Raw genomic sequence first — 18,918 nt, forward strand, 5'->3', positions numbered from 1 at the left:
GTCCGCCGCCGCGATCCGACGGCGCGCCGGCGCGTTATCGCGCGTCCCGCGCCGCCTTCTCGACCGCGACGACCGCGGCCTGGACGCCGCCGTTGTACGGCGCGCCATGGCCGGGCAGCACCCACGTCGCCCCGGTGGCGACGAGGGCTCGGAGCGAGGCGATCGCCCGCTCAGGTTCGTCGGTGAACGGCGCCGGTTGGGGGCCGTCGACGCCGGTGAGAACGTGCCGGGTGGTGAGGCCGTCCCCCACGAACACGGCGTCGGCGACGGGAACGTAGATCGCGATGCTGCCCGCGGAGTGACCGGGCAGCCCGATGATCTGCGGTGTGCCCGGCAGGTCGAGGGTCTCGCCGTCGTGCGCCTCGAGGACCTCGGTGAGATGCGTGGTGCGCAGGCCGCCCTTCCGGAGCGTGTACACGGCGAACTTCAGCACGGCGACCGGTTTCATCGTCTGCTTCGCGGTCGCGGGCTTCGCGCCGCCCTTCGCCCGGTCGGCATCGCCGGGGTGCACGTAGACCGGCACGCCGTGGTCACGCCGCAGGCGCTCCGCGAAACCGAGGTGATCGGAGTCACCGTGGGTGAGGATCAGTCCCTTGACGTCTGACAGCGTGCGGCCCATTGTGGTGAGCTCGGCGAGCAGCTCTTTCCAATGACCGGCCAGCCCGGCATCGATGATGGTCACCCCCTCCGGGGTGTCGACGAGGTAGACGGCGACGATGTCGTTGCCGATGCGATGAACAGCGGAGGTTAGTTTCATGATGGCTATGCTACATAGCCATCATGGCTATCGTCAATAGCTATACTGGCGACATGCCCACACCAGACCGGACTTCCCTCGACGCCATCGTGCTCGCCGCGCGCGACCTGCTGGAGCAGGACGGACTCGCCGGGCTCACCATGCACGCCGTCGCCCAGCGGGTCGGCGTGCGCACGCCCTCGCTCTACAAGCGAGTGCAGAGTCGCGACTCGCTGATCCAGTTGGTGGCGGAGGCGACGCTGACCGAGCTGGCCGGGCGGATGACCACCGGCGCGAATCCGGTGCGGCTCGCGAACATCCTCCGTGCATTCGGCCATGAGCGGCCTGCCGCCTTCCAGCTGGTCATGACGCCGGGGGCCGGCACGCCGGTCGCCGACCGGGCTGTCGCGGCCGCGGCGAGTGAAGCCATCCTGCGCGCAGCCGGGGACCTCGCGGGTGCCGACCATGCCCTCGAGGCCGCCCGCACCCTGACCGCGTGGGCCACTGGCTTCATCAGTATGGAACTGAACGGCACCTTTCAGCTGGGCGGTGATGTCGACCGGGCCTGGGACTTCGGCGTGACGCGAATCGTCGACGCGATCACGGCGGTCCGGCCGAGCGGGCGTGGCCACTCCGGGGTACCTCAGGCGTAGTCCGGTGCACTGACCCGGAGCCGCACTCAGGCAGGAGGCCTAGGCTGGTCGGGTGATAAACCCCGTCATCCGCCCGCGACGACTGCGCAGCACCCCCGCATTGCGTCGCCTGGCCAGCGAAACCCGTGTCCACCCCGCCGAGCTCGTCCTGCCGCTGTTCGTACGCGAAGGGAACGATTCCACCCCGATCTCCTCGATGCCCGGCATCGTGCAGCACAGCATCGACGGGGCCCGTCGCGCGGTGACCGAGGCCGCCGCCGCCGGCATCGGCGGGGTGATGCTCTTCGGCGTGCCCGAGGTGCGTGACGCCACCGGCACCGGCGCGACCGACCCGGACGGCATCCTGAATGCCGCCACCCGCGCCGTCGTGGCCGAGGTGGGCGACGCTCTCGTTGTGCAGACCGACCTGTGCCTGGACGAGTTCACCGACCACGGCCACTGCGGTGTGCTCGCCGCCGACGGCTCCGTCGACAACGACGCCACCCTGCTGCGCTACAACGACATGGCTCTCGCCCAGGCCGAGGCCGGCTCGGCGCTGCTCGGCCTCTCCGGCATGATGGACGGTCAAGTCGCCTCCGTGCGCGCCACCCTCGACGCAGCCGGCTACGCCGACACCGCCGTCCTCGCCTACTCGGCCAAGTACGCCTCCGCCTACTACGGCCCGTTCCGCGAGGCCGTGCAGTCCACCCTCGTCGGCGACCGCCGCACCTACCAGCTCGACCCCGCCAACCGCCGCGAGGGCGTGCGCGAGGCCCGCATCGACATCGCCGAGGGCGCCGACGTCGTCATGGTGAAGCCCGCGGGAAGTTACCTCGACGTGCTCGCCGCCGTTGCCGCCGAGAGCGAGGTGCCCGTCTGGGCGTACCAGGTCTCCGGCGAGTACGCCATGATCGAGGCCGCCGCCGCGCAGGGCTGGATCGACCGCCGCCGCGCCATCGAGGAGTCGGTGCTCAGCATCCGCCGCGCCGGTGCCGACGCCATTCTCACCTACTGGGCGGTCGAACTCGCCGCCTGGCTGACCGAAACGGATGCCCGATGACCGCCGGCACACACAACGACGACCTGTTCGCCCGCGCCCAGCTGTCCATCCCCGGCGGCGTCAACTCGCCGGTGCGCGCCTTCCGCTCGGTCGGCGGCACGCCGCTGTTCCTGGTGAAGGCCGCCGGCGCCTACGTCACCGATTCCGACGGCCGCGACTACGTCGACCTGGTCAGCTCCTGGGGGCCCGCGATCCTCGGTCACGCGCATCCCGCCGTCGTCGCCGCCGTGCAGGAGGCGGCCGCGCTCGGGCTGTCCTTCGGCGCCTCCACCCCCGGTGAGACCCAGCTGGCCGAGCTGGTCAAGGGCAGGGTGGGCGCGATCGAGAAGCTCCGCCTGGTCTCCACCGGCACCGAGGCCACCATGACCGCCATCCGCCTCGCCCGCGGGTTCACCCAGCGCGACCTGCTGATCAAGTTCGCCGGCCACTACCACGGTCACTCGGACGGCCTCCTGGCCGAGGCCGGAAGCGGCCTGGCCACGCTCGCGCTCCCCGGCTCGGCGGGCGTCACCGCCGCCACCGCAGCGCAGACCCTGGTGCTGCCCTATAACGACCTCGACGCCGTGCGCACCGCGTTCGAGGCGTACCCCGGGCAGATCGCCGCGGTGATCACCGAGGCCGCCGCCGCCAACATGGGTGTCGTCGCGCCGGATGCCGGCCTCAACGCCGCCCTCTCTGACCTTGCGCACGAGTACGGTGCGCTGCTCATCGTCGACGAGGTCCTCACCGGCTTCCGGGTGCACCCGGGCGGCTATTGGGCCCTCCAGGCCGAGGACGGCGAGACGTACACCCCCGACCTGTTCACGTACGGCAAGGTCATCGGCGGCGGCCTGCCGGTCGCCGCGCTCGGTGGCCGGGCCGACGTGATGGACTTCCTTGCACCGGCCGGCCCGGTCTACCAGGCCGGAACGCTCTCGGGCAACCCGGTGGCCGTGGCCGCCGGCATCGCCACCCTCACCGCGGCCGACAGCCAGGTGTACACCCGCCTCGACGAGACGGCCGAGCTGCTCGCCGACGCCGTCTCGAGCGCCCTCTTCGCGGAGGGGGTCGCGCACAGCGTGCAGCACGCCGGCAACCTGTTCAGTTTCGTCTTCGGCCAGGAGGCGGCGATCACCCCGCCGCGCAACTACGCCGAGGTGCAGCGCCAGGAGGCCTTCCGGTACGGGCCGTTCTTCCACTCGATGCTCGCCAGCGGCGTCTCACTGCCGCCGTCGGTCTTCGAGGCCTGGTTCGTCTCCGCCGCACACGACGGTGACTCGATCGGCCGCATCCTTGAGGCCCTGCCGGCCGCGGCGAAGGCCGCCGCCGAAGCCAGCCCGGCGGTCTGACCCGCGGCTCACCCGCGCCAACTGTTGCCCAACCGGACAATTGCGCCCGGCGCACCGGGCGCAATTGTCCGCACGGGCAACGGTTGGGTGGCCTGAGTTGGGGCCTTGTGGGGAACCGACAGGGGGATTTCCAGCCGGACCGGGCAGACTATGCGCATGGCTTCTTTGCGCGTGCACCCGGACCGGCTGGAGATTCACCTGACGCCCGCGGAGAAAACGCTGGCGTTCCGCCGGGAGAACCTGGTGATCGCGCGGGACACCATCCGCTCGGTGACGATCACGGACGACCCGTGGATCTGGATGCGCGGCATCCGCGCCCCCGGGGCGCTCGTGCCCCTCGTGCTGGCGATCGGCACCTGGAAGTTCCACGGCGGCAAGGACTTCCTGGCCATCAAGCGCAAGCGCCAGGCGGTGGTGATCGACCTGATCGGTGACGACTTCGCCCGGTTGATCCTCTCCACAAACCACGCGCCCGACCTCATCGCCTCGCTCAAGCTCGAGGGCACCGCGGCCGACGACGCGCCGGAGCAGGCCGAACCGGTCGCTACCGCCGACGCGCCCGGCGCCGTCCCGGCCAAGCCCGTCAAGCGGGCGCGTACGCCGAAGCCGGCCACGCCGGCCAAGCCGGTCGCACTGGCCGACCCAGCCGACCCGTCGAAGCCGGTCAAACCCGCCACCCCGGCCAGACGGCCCCGGCCCGCCAAGCCGGCCGAGCCGGCCGAGCCGGCCGAGCCGACCGTGGTGCCGGAGGTACCCGACGCGCCCGCGGCCCCGGACTCGACCGACTAGGAGCCCTCGCTGAGTCAGCGGACGGTGCTGGCGCGCACGTGGATGCGCTCGCCCGTCTGGCCGAACAAGGTGAGGATCTCCGCCGGCTGTGCGTCGGCGCTGCCGAAGGCGTGCGGCACCCGGGTGTCGAACTCGGCCACCTCGCCCACGCCGAGGATCAGGTCGTGCTCGCGCTCTGCAGCCTGAGCTCCCGCAGCCGTGCGCCCACGGTCTGCAAAACGGATGGCGCGTCGCTGGTCATGCGACCATCCTGCCAGACCAGCAACCCCGCTTGCCAGTAGGAACCTACGCCAGGCGGTCGAGGAACCGGATGGAGCGCTCAATGATGAGCTCGGCCAGGTCCTCGTCGTACTCTCCGAGGCTCGAGTCCGCCACCAGGTGCGCCGAGCCGGGGTAGATGGACAGCTCGGCGTGATTGGCGTCTCCCGCCAGCTGCTCGACCTCGTCCAGTTCCACCCATTCGTCGCCCTCGGCGACGTGCATCTGCAACGGCGCCGTCTTCGGCCAGTCCGACCCGAAGGTGGCGGCCGGAATACCGCCGTGGAACAGAAGCGCACCCAGAGCGCCCGGGCGGCTCTGCGCCAGCTTCTGGGCAGGCAGGGTGCCGAGCGAGAAACCGGCGTAGACGGTGTTCTCGGGCAGGGCATCCGCCGCCAGCTCGCCGCGCTCGATGATGGTCTCGAAGCCGATGGCTTCGGCGTTGGCGACGCCCGCGTCGAGAGTGTCGAAGGTGCGGCCTTCGTAGAGGTCGGGAACGACGACGTCGTGGCCGGCGTCGCGCAGCCGCTGGGCGAATTCCTCGACCCCGTCGGTGAGGCCCTGGGCGTGGTCGAAGAGGATGACGTGGGTCATAACGGTCCTTTCGGCGGGGGCCGCCCGGGCGCCTGGCCTAGGCGAACAGGAATAGGATGAATCCGATCAGCGGCAGCGTACCCTGCGTGAGTGCGGACTTCACCCGTCCGGGGCCGGTGGTGGTGAGCACGATCGCGGCGAGGAACATCGACGCCGTGCTGAACAGGATCAGGGCCGCGCCGGCCTGCTGGAGGCCGCCGACGTAGAGGAGCAGTCCGAGGATCGCGCCGACGGCCAGGAACAGGTTGTAGAAGCCCTGGTTGTAGGCCAGCGGCCGGGTCGTCTCGGCTTCGGCCTGGTTGGCCAGACCGAACCGCTGCCAGATCTTCGGCCGGGTCCACCAAGTGCTTTCCATCAGGAAGATGTAGACGTGCAGGAGGCCCGCGAGGGCGACGAAGACTGAAGCGAGAAGGGCCATTCCTGAAGCCTAGCTGGGCGTTCCCTCAGCGTCCGGAGGGATTACCGGCGCACGTCCACGACGGTGCGCCCGTGCACCCGGCCGGCCAGGATGCGCTCGGCCGCGTCGAAGGATCCGGCCAGCGGAATGACCTCGGTGAGGCCGTCCAGCAGGTCGAAGTCCAGGTCGGCGGCAAGGCGGTCCCAGGCCTGAACGCGGAGGGCCGGCGGCGCCTCCACCGAGTTGATCCCGGCCAGGGTGACGGCCCGCAGGATGAACGGCATCACGGTGGCGGGCAGGTCGGGTCCCTGGGCCAGCCCGCAGGCGGCCACAACGCCGCCCTGGTGCGTCTGGGCGAGGATGTTGGCGAGGGTGAAGCTGCCCACCGAGTCGATGGCGCCGGCCCAGCGCTGGGCCTGCAACGGCTTGCCGGCTTCGTCGAGGGTGTGGCGGTCGAGGATCTCGGCGGCTCCCAGACCACGCAGGTAGTCGCCGAGCTCCCCACCGCGACCGGTGGAGGCCACCACGCGGTAGCCGCGCGCCGCGAGCAGGGCGATCGCGACCCCGCCGACCCCGCCGGAGGCGCCGGTCACGAGGATGTCGCCGGAGTCGGGGGCGACCCCGGCGCGTTCGAGGGCGAGCACGGCAAGCATGGCGGTGAAGCCGGCGGTGCCGATGGCGGCCGCGCGCACGGCGCTCACGGCATCCGGTCGGCGCACCAGGGAGGTGCCGGCGACGCGGGCGCGTTCGGCGAGACCGCCGTGGTGGCTCTCGCCGATGCCGGCGCCGTTGAGGATGACCTGGTCGCCAGGCGCCCAGCGCGGGTCGGTGCTGGACTCGACGGTGCCGACCAGGTCGATGCCGGCGATCAGCGGCCAGACCCTGGCGACGCCGGGCTTGCCCATCAGGGCCAGGCCGTCCTTGTAGTTGATGCTGGAGAACTCGACGGCGACGGTGACGTCGCCATCCATCAGCACGTCATCAGTCACCGTCGTCAGCTCGGCGGACTGGTGGCGCTTGCCCGTCTCGTCTTCGGTGCGGGTGACGATGATCGCGCGGAACTCGTTGGCAGCCATACTTCACCCTAGACCCGGCGCGATTCCAGGAGCCGGCCGGGCACCGGGCCTTTCTGCCCGGCGGATGCCTCCCTCAAGGGTTAGGTGACGTCTCGCTTCCAACTGGTGAAGTAGCCGCCCGCTGTGGCCAGCAGCCCGTAGGCCAGCAGCACCAGGCCACCCTGCCAGCTCTCCAGCACCGCACCGCCGGGACTGGCGAGGGTGAAGAAGCTCGCCCCGACGAGGGCGTCCGAGGCTGCGCCGGGCAGGAACTTGCCGATGTCGGCGGTGATCTGGGTGACGGCGGACGCGAAGCGCAACAGCGGCTCGACGAACTGGGTGAAGGCGAGCACGATCACGATCGAGGCGACCTGGCTGGGCACCAGCACGCCCAGGCCGACGCCGATCACAGCCCACAGCGCCATCGCGAGCACGGTGCGCCCGATCAGCGCCCAGGTCTCACCGTCGGCGAGCATCGGGTCGATCCCGAATCCGTTCAGCACCAGCGCGCCGAGGCCGGCGGATGCCGCCAGCCCGACCAGGCCGAGGCCGGCACCCACGGTGAACATGCTGATGATCTTGGCGCTGAGGACCCGGCCCCGCTTCGGGGTGGCCAGGAAGGTGGGCGTGAGGGTCTGGTGGCGGAACTCGCCCGTGGTGGCCAGGGCGCCCAGGAGCACCGGGAAAACGTAGCCGACGGAAGCCGCGAAGCTGTAGATCAGCGGCGGCAGGTCGCCCAGGGTGGACAGGTCTGCACCGCCGCCGGAGTTGACGGCATCCGGGCTGATGGAGCCGTTCTCCACACCGCCCAGGAAGGCGGCCAGGCCGCCGGCGATCAGCGCGATGTAGCCGAACAGCACGAGGGCGAGGATCCACCAGATGCGGGTGCTGAATATCTTGCTGAATTCGGCGGCCACCGGGCGCAGGATCGGGTTCACAGGGAGTCCCCTCCGTCGACGAGGGCGAGGAAGGAGTCTTCCAGGCCCGCCTTCTGCCGGTGCAGGACGCTCAACTCGACGCCGGCGGCGAAGGCGATGTGTCCCACCTGGCCCGGATCCGGCACCGCCACGATCAGGCCGGTGCGACCGGACGTGAAGGCCAGGCCCGCGTCGGTGAGGGCGGTGACGAGGGCGTCCCGGTTCGGGGAGTCCACGATGACCTGTGGTGCGACGTTGGTGTCCAGGCTCGACAGCGGACCGGAGTGCACGAGTTCGCCCTTGGCGATGATGATGACGTCGTCGACGCTCTGCTGCACCTCGCTGAGCAGGTGCGAACTCACCAGCACGGTGCGTCCCTCGGCGGCCATGCTGCTGAGGAACCCGCGAATCCACTTGATGCCCTCTGGGTCGAGGCCGTTGATCGGTTCGTCGAGCACCAGCACGCCGGGGTCGCCCAGTAGCGAGTAGGCCAGGCTCAGGCGTTGGCGCATGCCAAGGGAGTATCCGCCGACGCGCTGGTCCGCGTGATCGGCCAGGCCCACAGTGCGCAGCACCTCGGCAACCCTGGTGCGCGGGAGCCCCGCGGCCAGGGTGTACGCGGCCAGGTGCCGGGCGGCGGTGCGGCCGCTGTGGAAGCTGGCGGCCTCCAGGGCTGCCCCGACAGTGCCGAGCGGTTGGGACAGGTCCCGGTAGCGCAGTCCGCCGAAGGTAGCGGTTCCGGAGGTCGGCGCCACCAGGCCGAGCAGCATCCGCAGGGTGGTGGTCTTACCGGCGCCGTTGGGCCCCAGGAAGCCGGTGACCCGGCCGGGTTCGACGGTGAAGGAGAGGTCTGTGACGGCCGTGGTCTGGCCGAACCTCTTGGTGATGTTCCTGAATTCGATGACAGCGCCGGTTGGCATCCGTGTCCCCTCTGTCGCTTGCGTCAGTTTATTCGAAAGAGTGGCCGGTCCGCGGGCATTTCGCTGGCCGCCGGCGGAAACAGCGGCGATTCAGGTCAGCCGGCGATGAACGCGGCGATGCCGTCCAGCAGCGCGTCGATCTCGGCCGGAGTGCTGTACGGGGCCAGGCCGACGCGCAGTGCGCCGTCATCGCCCAGCCCGAGGTGGCGGGATGCTTCCAACGCGTAGAAGGAGCCGGCGGGCGCGAGGATGCCGCGTTCGGCCAGCTGCTCGGCCGCGGCGGCGGCCGGCCGGCCGTGGAATCCCACCAGCACCGTGGCGGTGCGCTCGGCGGCCCGGGAGTAGACGGTCACGCCGGGCAGGGCGGCCAGGCCGGTCTCCAGCCGTTCGCGCAGCGCATCCTCGTGCGCCTCGACCAGGCGCTGCGAGACCCGAAGGCGCTCGCGGCGGCTGACGGTCGGCCGCGACGGCACGCCGGTGGCGAGGTCACCGAGCCCGGCGAGGAAGTCGACGGCGGCGCGGACACCCGCGAGGGTCTCGTAGGGCAGCGTGCCGAGCTCGAAGCGCTCCGGCACCACATCCGTCGACGGCAGCAGCTTGTCCGGGCGGATGCCGGCCAACAATGCCGGGTCGGCCGCCAGCACGCCGCAGTGCGGCCCGAAGAATTTGTAGGGCGAGCAGACGAAGAAGTCGGCACCGAGCGCGGCGAGGTCCACGTAGGCGTGGGCCGTGTAGTGCACGCCGTCGACGAACAAGAGGGCGCCGGCGGCATGCACCACGGTGGCGATTTCGGCGATCGATGGTCGGGTGCCGATCAGATTGGAGGCAGCCGTGGCGGCCACCAGGCGGGTGCGGTCGGTGAGAACCGCGGCGACGGCGGCCGCGGGCAGCTCGCCGGTGGCCGGGTCGAAGTCGACCCACACCACGGTCGCGCCGGCGGCGGCGGCGGCCTGCACCCACGGGCGGATATTGGCGTCATGGTCGAGCCGGGACACCACGACCTCGTCGCCCGGGGCCCATCCCCGGGAGAGGTGGCGGGAGAAGTCGTAGGTCAGCTGGGTGGCGCTTCGACCGTAGACGATGCCGAGCGGGTCGGCGCCGAGCAGGTCGGCCATCGCGGCCCGGAACTCGGTGACCGCGTCGTCGGCATTGCGCTCGGAGGGGCTGCGGCGGCCGCGGATCGACAGCGGCCCGGTGAGCACGTCGTAGATGGCCTGGCCGACGGCGCGCGGGGTCTGCGTGCCGCCGGGGCTGTCGAAGTGCGTGGAGCCGGCGGACAGGGCGGGGAAGTGGGCGCGGATCGCCTCGACGTCATAGGTCACCCTGACATCCAAGCATCGAAAGCGATCCGGCTTCGTTCCGCCCGGGCCGCCCGGCGGGGCGGCCCGGCCAATCAGGTTGCCCGGGCGCTTCCACCAGCGGCGCGCTCGCCGGGAGCACGCTGCGGCGGGTGGCGGCGAGGATCATCACGAGCGCGGCGGCGGCGGTGATCGCCGCGCCCGTCCAGAGCGGCGAGGTGTAGCCGAGGCCCAGGCTGATGGTGATGCCGCCGATCCAGGCGCCGAGGGCGTTGCCCACGTTGAAGGCGGCGATGTTGGCGCTGGAGGCCAGGGTGGGCGCGCTGTCGGCATAGAGCATGATGCGGGTCTGCAGGCCCGGCACGGTGCCGAAGCCGAAGCCGCCCATGAGGACCAGCGCGATCACGGTGGCGAGGGGGTTCGCGGCGGTCAGGGCGAAGAGGGCCATCACGACGGCGAGCCCGATCAGGAGCACCACCAGGGTGGGGTCCAGGCGTCGGTCGGCGGCCCTGCCGCCGAGGATGTTGCCGACGAACAGGCCGGCACCGAAGACCACGAGCAGCCACGGCACGGCCGCGCTGCCGAACCCGCTCACCTCGGTGAGGGTGTACGCGATGTAGGTGAAGGCACCGAACATGCCGCCGAAGCCGAGGACCGTCACCACCAGCGAGAACCAGACCTGGCTCGAGCGGAATGCGCGCAGCTCCCCGCGAAGGTTGCTCACGTGCGCGGTGTCGTCGGTGGCCTGCGGCACGAGCGCCACAATGCCGGCCAGGGCGATCACACCGATCACGGTGATGGCCCAGAAGGTGGCCCGCCAGCCGAAGCTCTGGCCGATGAACGTGCCGAATGGCACGCCGAGCACGTTGGCGAGGGTGAGGCCGGTGAACATGATGGCGATGGCGCCGGACTTCTTGCTCTGCGGCACCAGGCCGGCCGCGACGACGGCACCGATGCCGAAGAAGGCGCCGTGGCAGAGGGCGGCGATGACGCGGCCGAGCAGCATGATCGAGTAAGTCGGGGCGAGGGCCGAGACCAGGTTGCCGATGATAAAGAGCACCATCAGGCCCACGAGCACGTGCGTGCGGGGCAGCCGGGTCATGGCGGCGGTGAGCAGGATCGCGCCGACGGCGACGCTCAGGGCATAACCGGAGATGAGCCAGCCCGCGGCGGCCTCGCTCACAGCGAAGTCGGCGGCCACCTCGGGCAGCAGGCCGGCGATGACGAATTCCGTCAGGCCGATCCCGAAGCCGCCGAGGGCGAGTGCGATCAATCCAATGGGCATGCTGGTTCCTTCACGGTTCGGGGGCGCAATTTGGGCATCCACATTGCGTGCTCACGCTGGTAGTTGCAGGCGCGGTCTAAATGATTGCACACGCTAGGTAAGTGCGCAAGCAACTACTGTGTGCGTGAGGGCGATGGGCCCGGGAACCGGCCCGGCCCGGGAACCGGCCCGGCCCGGGAGCGGGCCGTCTACGCCGGGTGCGCCGCGCAGGACGGGGCTGCCATGGCCACACAGTCCGGACAGACCACGAGCTGTTCGCGGCAGGAGAGGTCGCGGCAATTGAGCATGTTCTTGGTGCCCTGGCCGCAGACTCGGCAGTGACCGAGCACCGCGGCGTGATTGCTGAAGTCCACCGACATCCGCTGGTCGAAGACGTAGAGAGAGCCGTCCCAGAGTCCGTCATCGCCGTAGGCCTCGCCGTAGCGCACGATTCCGCCCTCGAGTTGGTAGACCTCGCCGAAGCCGCGGTCCCGCATCAGCGAGCTGAGCACTTCGCAACGGATGCCGCCGGTGCAGTAGGTCACCACCGGCTGGCCTTTGAGGTGGTCGTACTTGCCGCTGTCGAGTTCGGCCGCGAACTCCCGGGTGTTGGCGACATCCGGCACGACGGCGCCGCGGAACCGGCCGATCTCGGCCTCGAACGCGTTGCGGCCGTCGAAGAAGACCACGTCGTCGCCCCGCTCGGCCACGAGCTGGTGCAGCTCGGCCGGGGCCAGTCGGGTGCCGCCGCCCACGACGCCGCCGGCGTCCACGGTGAGGGTGTCGGGGGCGCCGAAGCTCACGATCTCGTCGCGCACCTTCACGACCAGGCGGGGGAAGTCCGCGCTCGCACCGGACTCGTCGATGCCGGTGCCTTCGCTCCACTTGAAGTCGATGCCGGCGAATGCCGGGTACTGGCGGGTCTTGCGCACGTAGCGCTTGAGTGCGGGCAGGTCGCCGCCGAGGGTGCCGTTGAGGCCGTCCTTCGAGATCAGGATGCGGCCGCGCAGGCCCAGTGCCTCGCAAAGGTCGCGCTGCCACAGGCGGATGGCGTCCGGGTCGCCCAAGGGGGTGAAGACGTAGTAGAGCAGGATCTTCGGAATGGCCATCCGTCCATTTTATGGCGCGGGTGCAATCGTGCTCGGCAGCGGCCACCGTAGGCTGGGCCAACCAGACCGCCACCAGTCCCATGGAGTGTGCATGACAACGATCGATCCCTTCGCCCGTTTCGGCGAGGTGCCCCAGTTCAGCCTGACCAGTTCGGTGATGACCGACGGCGGCCCGCTGGCCGCGGCCCAGTACGGTACCGGTGCCGGCGGCGCGAACGTCTCACCCGACCTGCAGTGGAGCGGGTTCCCGGCCGAGACCCAGAGTTTCGCTCTCACCGTGTACGACCCGGACGCCCCGACCGGCTCCGGTTACTGGCACTGGGCGCTCTTCGATATTCCCGCGCACGTCGACAGCCTGCCCACCGGGGCCGGCGTGGAGAACTCGCCGTTGCTGCCCGCCGGCGCGATCGTGATGCCCAACGAGGCCCGCCAGCCGTCCTTCATCGGTGCAGGCCCGCCTCCCGGAACGGGCACACACCGTTACCAGTTCGTGGTGCACGCCCTGAGTGTGGCCAGCCTCGACGTCGACCCGCAGGCCACCCCGGCCGTGCTCGGCTTCACCGTGCACTTCAACACCCTGGCCCGCGGCGTGCTCGAGGCCACCGGGGTGGCCGGCGGCGCGGCCGCCTAGCCCGTCGACGCGCCCCCGGCCGGCCCGGATTACACGGAGCGCGAGCGGCGCCTCCCCCGCGCAACGCCAGTGCCGAACGAGATGAGGGATTCTCAGGTCATCTCAAAGTACGACGCCTATCTTCGTCTGGCGGCCGTAAAACGATGCAAGCGCTACCAGCGCCAGCTCGGCAGAACCTGGCCGCGTCCGGCAGCGCCACATCGGCAGTAAGGCACCATGTTCCAGAAGACACCGCACTCCAGCGACACGTTCGATCCGGCCGCGGGCCCCGCAGCGGATGCCCACCTCACCCACCGGGAAACCGGGCTGGCGAGGGTGCCGGTCTGGCTCTGGAAGGCCATCATGACCCGCGTCGCACCGGGGGAGCTGCACAAGTTCAATTCCGACCCGATCGACGCCGTCGACTACCATTTCGACCTCGACTACGTGGGCGACGGAATCCGGGACCACCGCCTCGACGTTCTCGTGCCGCACGACGACACGGACGCCCACGCCGCCGGCGATCCGTTGCCGGTGTACATCTACTTCCACGGCGGCGGCTGGACCTCCGGCGACAAAGCACCGCTCACCAAGTACGCCGCCAGTCAGGCGGTCGAGGGCATGGTGGTGGTCAACGCGAACTACCGGATGGCCACCCGGTTCAAGATCGGCCACATGCTGCACGACGCCAATGCGGTGCTCACCTGGGTCAAGCGCAACATCGTCGACTACGGCGGCGACCCGACCCGCATCGTCATCGGCGGCGACTCGGCCGGCGGTCACATCGCGGCGTTGCTCACGGCCGCGGCCAGCGACCAGGCCCTCGCCGAGCACTACGACATCGACCTCCAGATCGAGCCGGCGCATCTGCGCGGTCTCGTCCAGCACTGCAGCATTGCCGACTTCTCGGTGATGTTCGAGCGTGGGTTCGTGCTCAGCCTCAACTTCCTGAGGATGCTGCTGCCCGAGCGAAGCCGCGGCATGTCCCTGCGCGACGCTGCCAAGTTCCTCTCGCCGATCGAGTGGCTCGACAAGGGCTTCCCGCCGGTGTTCATCACCACCTCGGAGCGGGACTACTTCTACCGGGCCAACCTCAACTTCATCGAGGCGCTGCGTCGCCGGTCGGTGCTCGTCGACACGGTGATCTACGGGCGCCACCGGACCAACACCCGGCACACCTGGCAGCAGGATGCCCGGCACCCCGAATCGCAGGAGGTCTACCAGCGGCTGGGTTCGTTCGTGCGCTCCGTGGCCGCGCTGCCGGCCGCGGCGCAGGGCCTGGCGGCGGCCGCGCTGGCAGGGCCCGCCTCTGCTGCTGAGCCCGCCCTGGCCTAGCGCGACCTGCGCCTCGGCCCTGCGGCCGACCGGCGCATGGTAGACAAGTCCGGTAGCGGCCGGGCCACCGGGCTGCGCCAGCAGAGGAGCGCGATGAGCCAGGCCGACCCGTTTCCGGTCACCGGGCTGCCCCGCGCGGGGCTGCCCAGCCGTGCTCTCGTGGTCGGCGACCCGTTCCGCGCCGAAAGCATCTCCCGTCAGCTCGCCAACGTGCGGGAGGTCGCCCACCGACGGGAGTACCGCTCGTTCGTGGGCGAATGGAACGGGACCCCGGTCGTGGTCGCCTCCCACGGCGTGGGCGCCCCCGGGGCCCTCTGCCTTTTCCAGGAGCTGATGGATGCGGGCGTGGCCACCGTCATCCGGCTCGGCACGGCCGGCGCACTGTTGGGCGGCATCGGGGACGGCGACCTCATCATCGCCGAGTCCTGCGTGCGGGACGACGGCGTCACCCATCAGCTCGTGCCGGAGAGCTACCCGGCCGCCTCGGCGCCAGAGGTGGTGCTCGCACTGGCGGCGGCGGCCCGGCACCACGGCGCGCCACACCACCGTGGCGTTGTCTGGACCCGGGCGGCGTTCCGCCCCGGGATCGTCGACCTCAAGCAGGCCGGCTACGTCACGCTCGGCGTGCTCGCCATCGAGATGGAGCTCTCCGCCCTGCTGGTGCTCGCCTCCACCCGCGGCGTGCGGGCCGGTGGCGGCCTCGTCATCGACGGGGCCAACGCCGACGACCTCGTTGACGGCACCGGTTACGACCCGCATCGCAGCGTGGTGGCCGACGGTGTGGCCCGCGCCGTCTCGGTCACCCTCGACGCTCTCGTCGCCCTGCCCGAGTTCGACTGAGGGCTCATCCGACGCAAGAAGCACGCTGCGCGATCGCCCCGGCGCCCGCTAGCATCAGCGGGTGCACATGTTCTTTCGAACCCTGCTCCACTCCCTGCTGTCGCGCTTCGGGCCCCGGCTCGGGCACTACGACGTCGCACGCACCCGGTTTATCACCCTGCCAACCGACCAGGACATCCTGCGGCACATGAACAACGGCGTGTACCTGTCGATCATGGACATTGCCCGGTTCGACATGCTGCACCGCACCGGCATCTGGGCCATCTTCCAGGCCAAGGGCTGGTACCCGGTGGTGGTGTCCGAAACCATCAGCTTCCGCAAGTCCCTCACCATCGGCCAGCGGTTCACCGTGGAGTCGCGCATCCTGGGCTTCGATGAGAAGGCGGTCTACGTCGAGCAGCGTTTCGTGCGTCCCGTCGAGGGTCCGGATGCCGTTCCCGGCGAGGTCGAGGTCTACGCTCGGGGGTTCATCCGCGGGCGCTTCCTCAAGCGCACCGGCGGTGTCGTCACCATCGAGGAACTCGCCGATGCCGTCGGCGCCGTGCCGGACGGCGTCACGGTGCCGGCCTGGCTGCTGGACTGGAGCGCCGACGTGGCCATGCCGGCCACCCGGGCGCCCGCGCCCAGCATCTGGGAGTAGCGGCCTCCGGGAGCGGCGGCGTCCGGGAGCAGCTCAGAGCGAATCGGTGCTTTCGAGCGGATGCACCCGCCGAGGCACGATCAGGTCCTGGTAGTGGGCCTTCAAAGCGGGGTAGTACCGGCCGAACGCCGGCATCGGGCGGTGCGTGCGGTTGGCGACGAGCCGGTCCAGGTAGTAGTCCCAGACCGGGCCGAAGGTGGCGGCTTCGCTCGGGGAATCCAGTCGCAGCCCGAAGGTCAGCACGGTCTTGCCCGAACCCTCGCTCAGGTGCGCGAGCACCCGCCAGGCGTCCTCGCCCTCGCCGATGTCCAGCGCCAGGCGGGCGGGAGCGACGCATTCGAGGATGCTCACGTACTCCCATTCCGAGTCGTTCTTGGACTCCATCCGAAAGCGCACGGCCCCGGTCAGCGGGGAGCCGGTGTAGGTGCCGATCCAGGCGTGCAGGGCCTCCGGTTTGGTCAGGCCCTCCCAGATGTACTCGGGGGCCGCTGTGAAAATCCGGTCGAAGAGCAGGTACAGCCCGTCGGCCCGGTGGGCAAACCTCCCGGTGGCATGAGCGATGTCTGATGGACCCGGGGCGGGCTGGCTGGGCATTGTGACCTCCACGGTGAGTGAACACGAGCCTTTCTCTGAGGCTATGCCTTCTTGGCGGCCGCCGCCAGAGATCACTCCGCCTCGAGAACCGCCATCGCCGCGTTGTGGCCGCCGATCCCACTGACGCCGCCACCGCGGCGCGCGGCGGCGCCGCAGAGCAGGATCCGGGGGTGCGCGGTGGCGACCCCCCAGCGCTCGGCGGGGGTCCGAACGGCCTCGTCGTCCTCGAGGAACGGCCAGGACAGCCGACCGTGGAAGATGTCGCCGCCGGGCAGGTTCAACGCGTCCTCCAGGTCGGCGGTGGTCTTGGTCTCGATACAGGGCGCGCCGGCGGCATCCGTCATCAGCAGGCTCTCGACGGGCTCGGCGAGCACCGAATTGAGGGAGGCGAGCACGGCGGCCTGCAGCGCTGCCCGGGTGGCGGTGTTGTCGGGCCGGGCGAGCCGGTCCGGTGTGTGCAGGCCGAACACCGTGAGGGTATGGGCGCCGGCGACGATCAGGTCGGGGGAGAGGATGCTTGGATCGGTCAGGGAATGGCAGTAGATCTCGCAGGCCAGGGTGCCGGGGATCCGTCCGGCCTTCGCCTCGTCGTAAGCGGTCTCCAGCTGGGACAGGGTTTCGTTGATGTGGAAGGTGCCGCCGAACGCCGCCTCGGGGGAGACGGTGGCGTCCCGCAACCGCGGCAACCGGGAGAGCAGCAGGTTCACCTTCACCTGGGCGCCCTCCGGCTTCTCGCCTGGCGGGTCTCCAAGCAGACCCTGCAGCACCCATGGCGCCACGTTCGCCAGGACATACCCGCCGGTGACGGTCTGTTCGTCGGCACCCACCCGGTAGCGAACGCTGCCGTCGGGGCTGATGCCGGTCACTTCCGCGCCGGTCAAGATGCGCGCGCCGGCGCCCCTGGCCACCCGCTCCAGCTCACCGGTCAGCGCCCCCATTCCGCCGAGAGGCACATCCCAGTCCCCGGTGCCATTGCCGATGGAGTGATACAGAAAACACACGTTCGCGCCGAGGGACGCGTCGTGCACCGAGGTGAACGTGCCGATCAGGCCGTCGGTGGCCACGATCCCGCGCACCACGTCGTTGCCGAAGCGCCGGGTGAGCAGGTCCCCGAGGGGCCGTTCAATGAGTTCGGCCCAGAGCTCATTGTCGCCCAGCAATCGGCGGGCCTCGCAGCGGGTGGGCAGCGGTTCGCACACCGAGGGGAAGAGTGCTTGTGCCAGGCGGGAGAGGTCCGTGCTGAGCGCGACCCAGGCGTCGATGTCGCCCCCTGCCCCGATCCGCTCGAAGGAGGCGCGCGTGGCGTCGGCGTCGCCGGAATCCACCAGCAGGCCGTGCGTGGGATCCGCGGGGTCCGGCGTGTAGGAGGAGTACCGCCGCCGGGCCAGCGCGATGTCCAGGCCGAGCTCGTCGATGATGCGCGCCGGCAGCAGGCTCACCAGATAGGAGTAGCGGGACAGCCGCGCATCCACCCCGGCGAATGCCGTGGCCGAGACGGCAGCGCCGCCCACGTGATCATCGCGCTCGAGGAGCAGCACGCTCTTGCCCGCCCGGGCCAGGTAGGCGGCGGCGGTCAGGCCGTTGTGGCCCCCTCCGACGATCACGATGTCGGCTGTCGTTTCCATGGGGAAGCCTTCCGGATAGCGGCGATGCTGGTGCTTCGACCCTAGCTCCGCGAGGCCGACACGCCCGGGATGCATAGGTGATTTGCGAGGGCCTCCGAAACCCACGTATAGTCATCTCTCGTCACCCCACAGGTTCGGAAAAGCCGCAGAGCTTCCGGCCTCAAGCGGGACCAACTCCAAGCAGAAAAGAAAGCGATTCTTCGCTTTGCACAGCTTGATGAAGTTCGCTTCGAATCCAGTAATTGGAAACCAGGCGGACAACAAGAAACAACATCGAAGTGCCCCGGAGCGACAGCCTTATCGGCCTGAAGTCGGGTGCGTCCGATCCTTGAGAACTCAACAGCGTGCACAATGTCAAATGCCAAAAACCTCGTGGTTTGGATCCGTTTCTAGCGGTGAAGGGCCAGGAGATTCCTTTGGAAAACATTTAAACAACAAAGCAAGTCAGTAATGATTTGTTCTGTCAGTTTCAAACTTGTGTTCTGTTCGCCTATTCCGGCGGCTGGACACACTAGATGTGCCCGTGCGGTCCCTGAGCTTGTCGAAGGGTCGTGTGAGGCTATTAAACATTTACGGAGAGTTTGATCCTGGCTCAGGACGAACGCTGGCGGCGTGCTTAACACATGCAAGTCGAACGGTGATGAGGAGCTTGCTTCTTTGATCAGTGGCGAACGGGTGAGTAACACGTGAGTAACCTGCCCCAAACTCTGGGATAAGCACTGGAAACGGTGTCTAATACCGGATACGAGCTTCAGCCGCATGGCTAGGAGTTGGAAAGAATTTCGGTTTGGGATGGACTCGCGGCCTATCAGCTAGTTGGTGAGGTAATGGCTCACCAAGGCGACGACGGGTAGCCGGCCTGAGAGGGTGACCGGCCACACTGGGACTGAGACACGGCCCAGACTCCTACGGGAGGC

At 69.7% G+C, this 18,918-nt stretch carries 19 protein-coding genes, 1 rRNA gene and 1 pseudogene; 9 read left to right on the forward strand and 12 right to left on the reverse strand.

Annotated features, from left to right (window positions below; all coding sequences use genetic code 11):
• Window positions 1-34: 34 nt before the first annotated feature.
• Window positions 35-757, reverse strand: a complete 723-nt coding sequence (locus tag JWP54_RS01555) for an MBL fold metallo-hydrolase (RefSeq protein WP_297366426.1) — start codon at window positions 755-757, stop codon at window positions 35-37.
• Window positions 758-810: 53 nt separating this feature from the next.
• Here JWP54_RS01555 and JWP54_RS01560 point away from each other — a divergent pair, with 53 nt between their 5' ends.
• The 4 genes from JWP54_RS01560 to JWP54_RS01575 all read left to right on the forward strand — a co-directional run bounded on the left by JWP54_RS01560 (window position 811) and on the right by JWP54_RS01575 (window position 4,545).
• A complete protein-coding gene (locus tag JWP54_RS01560; protein ID WP_297366427.1) occupies window positions 811-1,389 on the forward strand; it encodes a TetR/AcrR family transcriptional regulator in 579 nt (192 codons plus the stop codon).
• A gap of 52 nt (window positions 1,390-1,441) precedes the next feature.
• Entirely contained in the window at window positions 1,442-2,428 is a 987-nt protein-coding gene (gene hemB, locus JWP54_RS01565) for a porphobilinogen synthase (RefSeq protein WP_297366428.1), read from the forward strand.
• Entirely contained in the window at window positions 2,425-3,756 is a 1,332-nt protein-coding gene (gene hemL, locus JWP54_RS01570) for a glutamate-1-semialdehyde 2,1-aminomutase (RefSeq protein ID WP_297366429.1), read from the forward strand. The genes hemB and hemL overlap by 4 nt, the downstream gene beginning before the upstream one ends.
• A gap of 156 nt (window positions 3,757-3,912) precedes the next feature.
• Window positions 3,913-4,545 carry a hypothetical protein gene (locus JWP54_RS01575; protein ID WP_297366430.1) on the forward strand — a complete coding sequence of 211 codons (633 nt, stop codon included), beginning with the start codon at window positions 3,913-3,915 and terminating at the stop codon, window positions 4,543-4,545.
• A 14-nt stretch (window positions 4,546-4,559) separates the two neighbouring features.
• Here JWP54_RS01575 and JWP54_RS01580 read toward each other — a convergent pair.
• From JWP54_RS01580 to JWP54_RS01620, 9 genes and pseudogenes are all read right to left on the reverse strand, one after another.
• A pseudogene (locus JWP54_RS01580) lies at window positions 4,560-4,715 on the reverse strand (XRE family transcriptional regulator); the annotation flags it as partial.
• A 115-nt stretch (window positions 4,716-4,830) separates the two neighbouring features.
• Entirely contained in the window at window positions 4,831-5,397 is a 567-nt protein-coding gene (locus JWP54_RS01585; protein WP_297366431.1) for a dienelactone hydrolase family protein, read from the reverse strand.
• A 37-nt stretch (window positions 5,398-5,434) separates the two neighbouring features.
• Entirely contained in the window at window positions 5,435-5,815 is a 381-nt protein-coding gene (locus tag JWP54_RS01590; RefSeq protein ID WP_297366432.1) for a DUF1304 domain-containing protein, read from the reverse strand.
• Between the two features lie 41 nt (window positions 5,816-5,856).
• Window positions 5,857-6,870, reverse strand: coding sequence for an MDR family oxidoreductase (locus JWP54_RS01595; RefSeq protein ID WP_297366433.1), 1,014 nt, complete (start codon window positions 6,868-6,870; stop codon window positions 5,857-5,859).
• Between the two features lie 80 nt (window positions 6,871-6,950).
• Entirely contained in the window at window positions 6,951-7,787 is an 837-nt protein-coding gene (locus JWP54_RS01600; protein ID WP_297366434.1) for an ABC transporter permease, read from the reverse strand.
• Window positions 7,784-8,686, reverse strand: a complete 903-nt coding sequence (locus JWP54_RS01605; RefSeq protein WP_297366435.1) for an ATP-binding cassette domain-containing protein — start codon at window positions 8,684-8,686, stop codon at window positions 7,784-7,786. Before JWP54_RS01605 ends, JWP54_RS01600 begins: the two co-directional genes overlap by 4 nt.
• Window positions 8,687-8,781: 95 nt before the next feature.
• On the reverse strand, window positions 8,782-10,008 hold the full coding sequence (locus tag JWP54_RS01610) for a cysteine desulfurase-like protein (protein WP_297366436.1): 1,227 nt from the start codon (window positions 10,006-10,008) through the stop codon (window positions 8,782-8,784).
• Complete coding sequence (locus JWP54_RS01615) at window positions 9,998-11,269, reverse strand: MFS transporter (protein WP_297366437.1); 1,272 nt, start codon at window positions 11,267-11,269, stop codon at window positions 9,998-10,000. Before JWP54_RS01615 ends, JWP54_RS01610 begins: the two co-directional genes overlap by 11 nt.
• Window positions 11,270-11,457: 188 nt before the next feature.
• Window positions 11,458-12,357, reverse strand: a complete 900-nt coding sequence (locus JWP54_RS01620) for a rhodanese-related sulfurtransferase (protein WP_297366438.1) — start codon at window positions 12,355-12,357, stop codon at window positions 11,458-11,460.
• Window positions 12,358-12,448: 91 nt separating this feature from the next.
• On the opposite strand from JWP54_RS01620, the gene JWP54_RS01625 reads away from it, so the two are divergent.
• From JWP54_RS01625 to JWP54_RS01640, 4 genes are all read left to right on the forward strand, one after another.
• Complete coding sequence (locus JWP54_RS01625; protein ID WP_297366439.1) at window positions 12,449-12,988, forward strand: YbhB/YbcL family Raf kinase inhibitor-like protein; 540 nt, start codon at window positions 12,449-12,451, stop codon at window positions 12,986-12,988.
• Window positions 12,989-13,204: 216 nt separating this feature from the next.
• Window positions 13,205-14,302: an alpha/beta hydrolase gene (locus JWP54_RS01630; protein WP_297366440.1), complete on the forward strand. Its 1,098-nt coding sequence runs from the start codon at window positions 13,205-13,207 to the stop codon at window positions 14,300-14,302.
• Window positions 14,303-14,395: 93 nt separating this feature from the next.
• Complete coding sequence (locus tag JWP54_RS01635; protein ID WP_297366441.1) at window positions 14,396-15,142, forward strand: purine-nucleoside phosphorylase; 747 nt, start codon at window positions 14,396-14,398, stop codon at window positions 15,140-15,142.
• A 61-nt stretch (window positions 15,143-15,203) separates the two neighbouring features.
• Window positions 15,204-15,782 carry a thioesterase family protein gene (locus JWP54_RS01640; protein ID WP_297366442.1) on the forward strand — a complete coding sequence of 193 codons (579 nt, stop codon included), beginning with the start codon at window positions 15,204-15,206 and terminating at the stop codon, window positions 15,780-15,782.
• Window positions 15,783-15,815: 33 nt separating this feature from the next.
• Here JWP54_RS01640 and JWP54_RS01645 read toward each other — a convergent pair whose 3' ends face one another.
• A complete protein-coding gene (locus JWP54_RS01645) occupies window positions 15,816-16,376 on the reverse strand; it encodes an SRPBCC domain-containing protein (RefSeq protein ID WP_297366443.1) in 561 nt (186 codons plus the stop codon).
• A 71-nt stretch (window positions 16,377-16,447) separates the two neighbouring features.
• Entirely contained in the window at window positions 16,448-18,001 is a 1,554-nt protein-coding gene (locus JWP54_RS01650; RefSeq protein ID WP_297366444.1) for an NAD(P)/FAD-dependent oxidoreductase, read from the reverse strand.
• Between the two features lie 569 nt (window positions 18,002-18,570).
• Here JWP54_RS01650 and JWP54_RS01655 point away from each other — a divergent pair.
• Window positions 18,571-18,918, forward strand: a 16S ribosomal RNA gene (locus JWP54_RS01655); the annotation flags it as partial.

Origin of the sequence: Cryobacterium sp., from assembly GCF_025463825.1 — a bacterium.
Lineage (GTDB): Bacteria > Actinomycetota > Actinomycetes > Actinomycetales > Microbacteriaceae > Cryobacterium.

What these genes read in the sequence shown, in the direction of transcription:
- JWP54_RS01555 (WP_297366426.1), bottom strand. Translation starts at nt 757, where the DNA reads ATGAAACTAACCTCCGCTGTTCATCGCATCGGCAACGACATCGTCGCC.
- JWP54_RS01560 (WP_297366427.1), top strand. Translation starts at nt 811, where the DNA reads ATGCCCACACCAGACCGGACTTCCCTCGACGCCATCGTGCTCGCCGCG.
- hemL (WP_297366429.1), top strand. Translation starts at nt 2,425, where the DNA reads ATGACCGCCGGCACACACAACGACGACCTGTTCGCCCGCGCCCAGCTG.
- JWP54_RS01575 (WP_297366430.1), top strand. Translation starts at nt 3,913, where the DNA reads ATGGCTTCTTTGCGCGTGCACCCGGACCGGCTGGAGATTCACCTGACG.
- JWP54_RS01585 (WP_297366431.1), bottom strand. Translation starts at nt 5,397, where the DNA reads ATGACCCACGTCATCCTCTTCGACCACGCCCAGGGCCTCACCGACGGG.
- JWP54_RS01590 (WP_297366432.1), bottom strand. Translation starts at nt 5,815, where the DNA reads ATGGCCCTTCTCGCTTCAGTCTTCGTCGCCCTCGCGGGCCTCCTGCAC.
- JWP54_RS01595 (WP_297366433.1), bottom strand. Translation starts at nt 6,870, where the DNA reads ATGGCTGCCAACGAGTTCCGCGCGATCATCGTCACCCGCACCGAAGAC.
- JWP54_RS01605 (WP_297366435.1), bottom strand. Translation starts at nt 8,686, where the DNA reads ATGCCAACCGGCGCTGTCATCGAATTCAGGAACATCACCAAGAGGTTC.
- JWP54_RS01615 (WP_297366437.1), bottom strand. Translation starts at nt 11,269, where the DNA reads ATGCCCATTGGATTGATCGCACTCGCCCTCGGCGGCTTCGGGATCGGC.
- JWP54_RS01620 (WP_297366438.1), bottom strand. Translation starts at nt 12,357, where the DNA reads ATGGCCATTCCGAAGATCCTGCTCTACTACGTCTTCACCCCCTTGGGC.
- JWP54_RS01625 (WP_297366439.1), top strand. Translation starts at nt 12,449, where the DNA reads ATGACAACGATCGATCCCTTCGCCCGTTTCGGCGAGGTGCCCCAGTTC.
- JWP54_RS01630 (WP_297366440.1), top strand. Translation starts at nt 13,205, where the DNA reads ATGTTCCAGAAGACACCGCACTCCAGCGACACGTTCGATCCGGCCGCG.
- JWP54_RS01635 (WP_297366441.1), top strand. Translation starts at nt 14,396, where the DNA reads ATGAGCCAGGCCGACCCGTTTCCGGTCACCGGGCTGCCCCGCGCGGGG.
- JWP54_RS01645 (WP_297366443.1), bottom strand. Translation starts at nt 16,376, where the DNA reads ATGCCCAGCCAGCCCGCCCCGGGTCCATCAGACATCGCTCATGCCACC.
- JWP54_RS01650 (WP_297366444.1), bottom strand. Translation starts at nt 18,001, where the DNA reads ATGGAAACGACAGCCGACATCGTGATCGTCGGAGGGGGCCACAACGGC.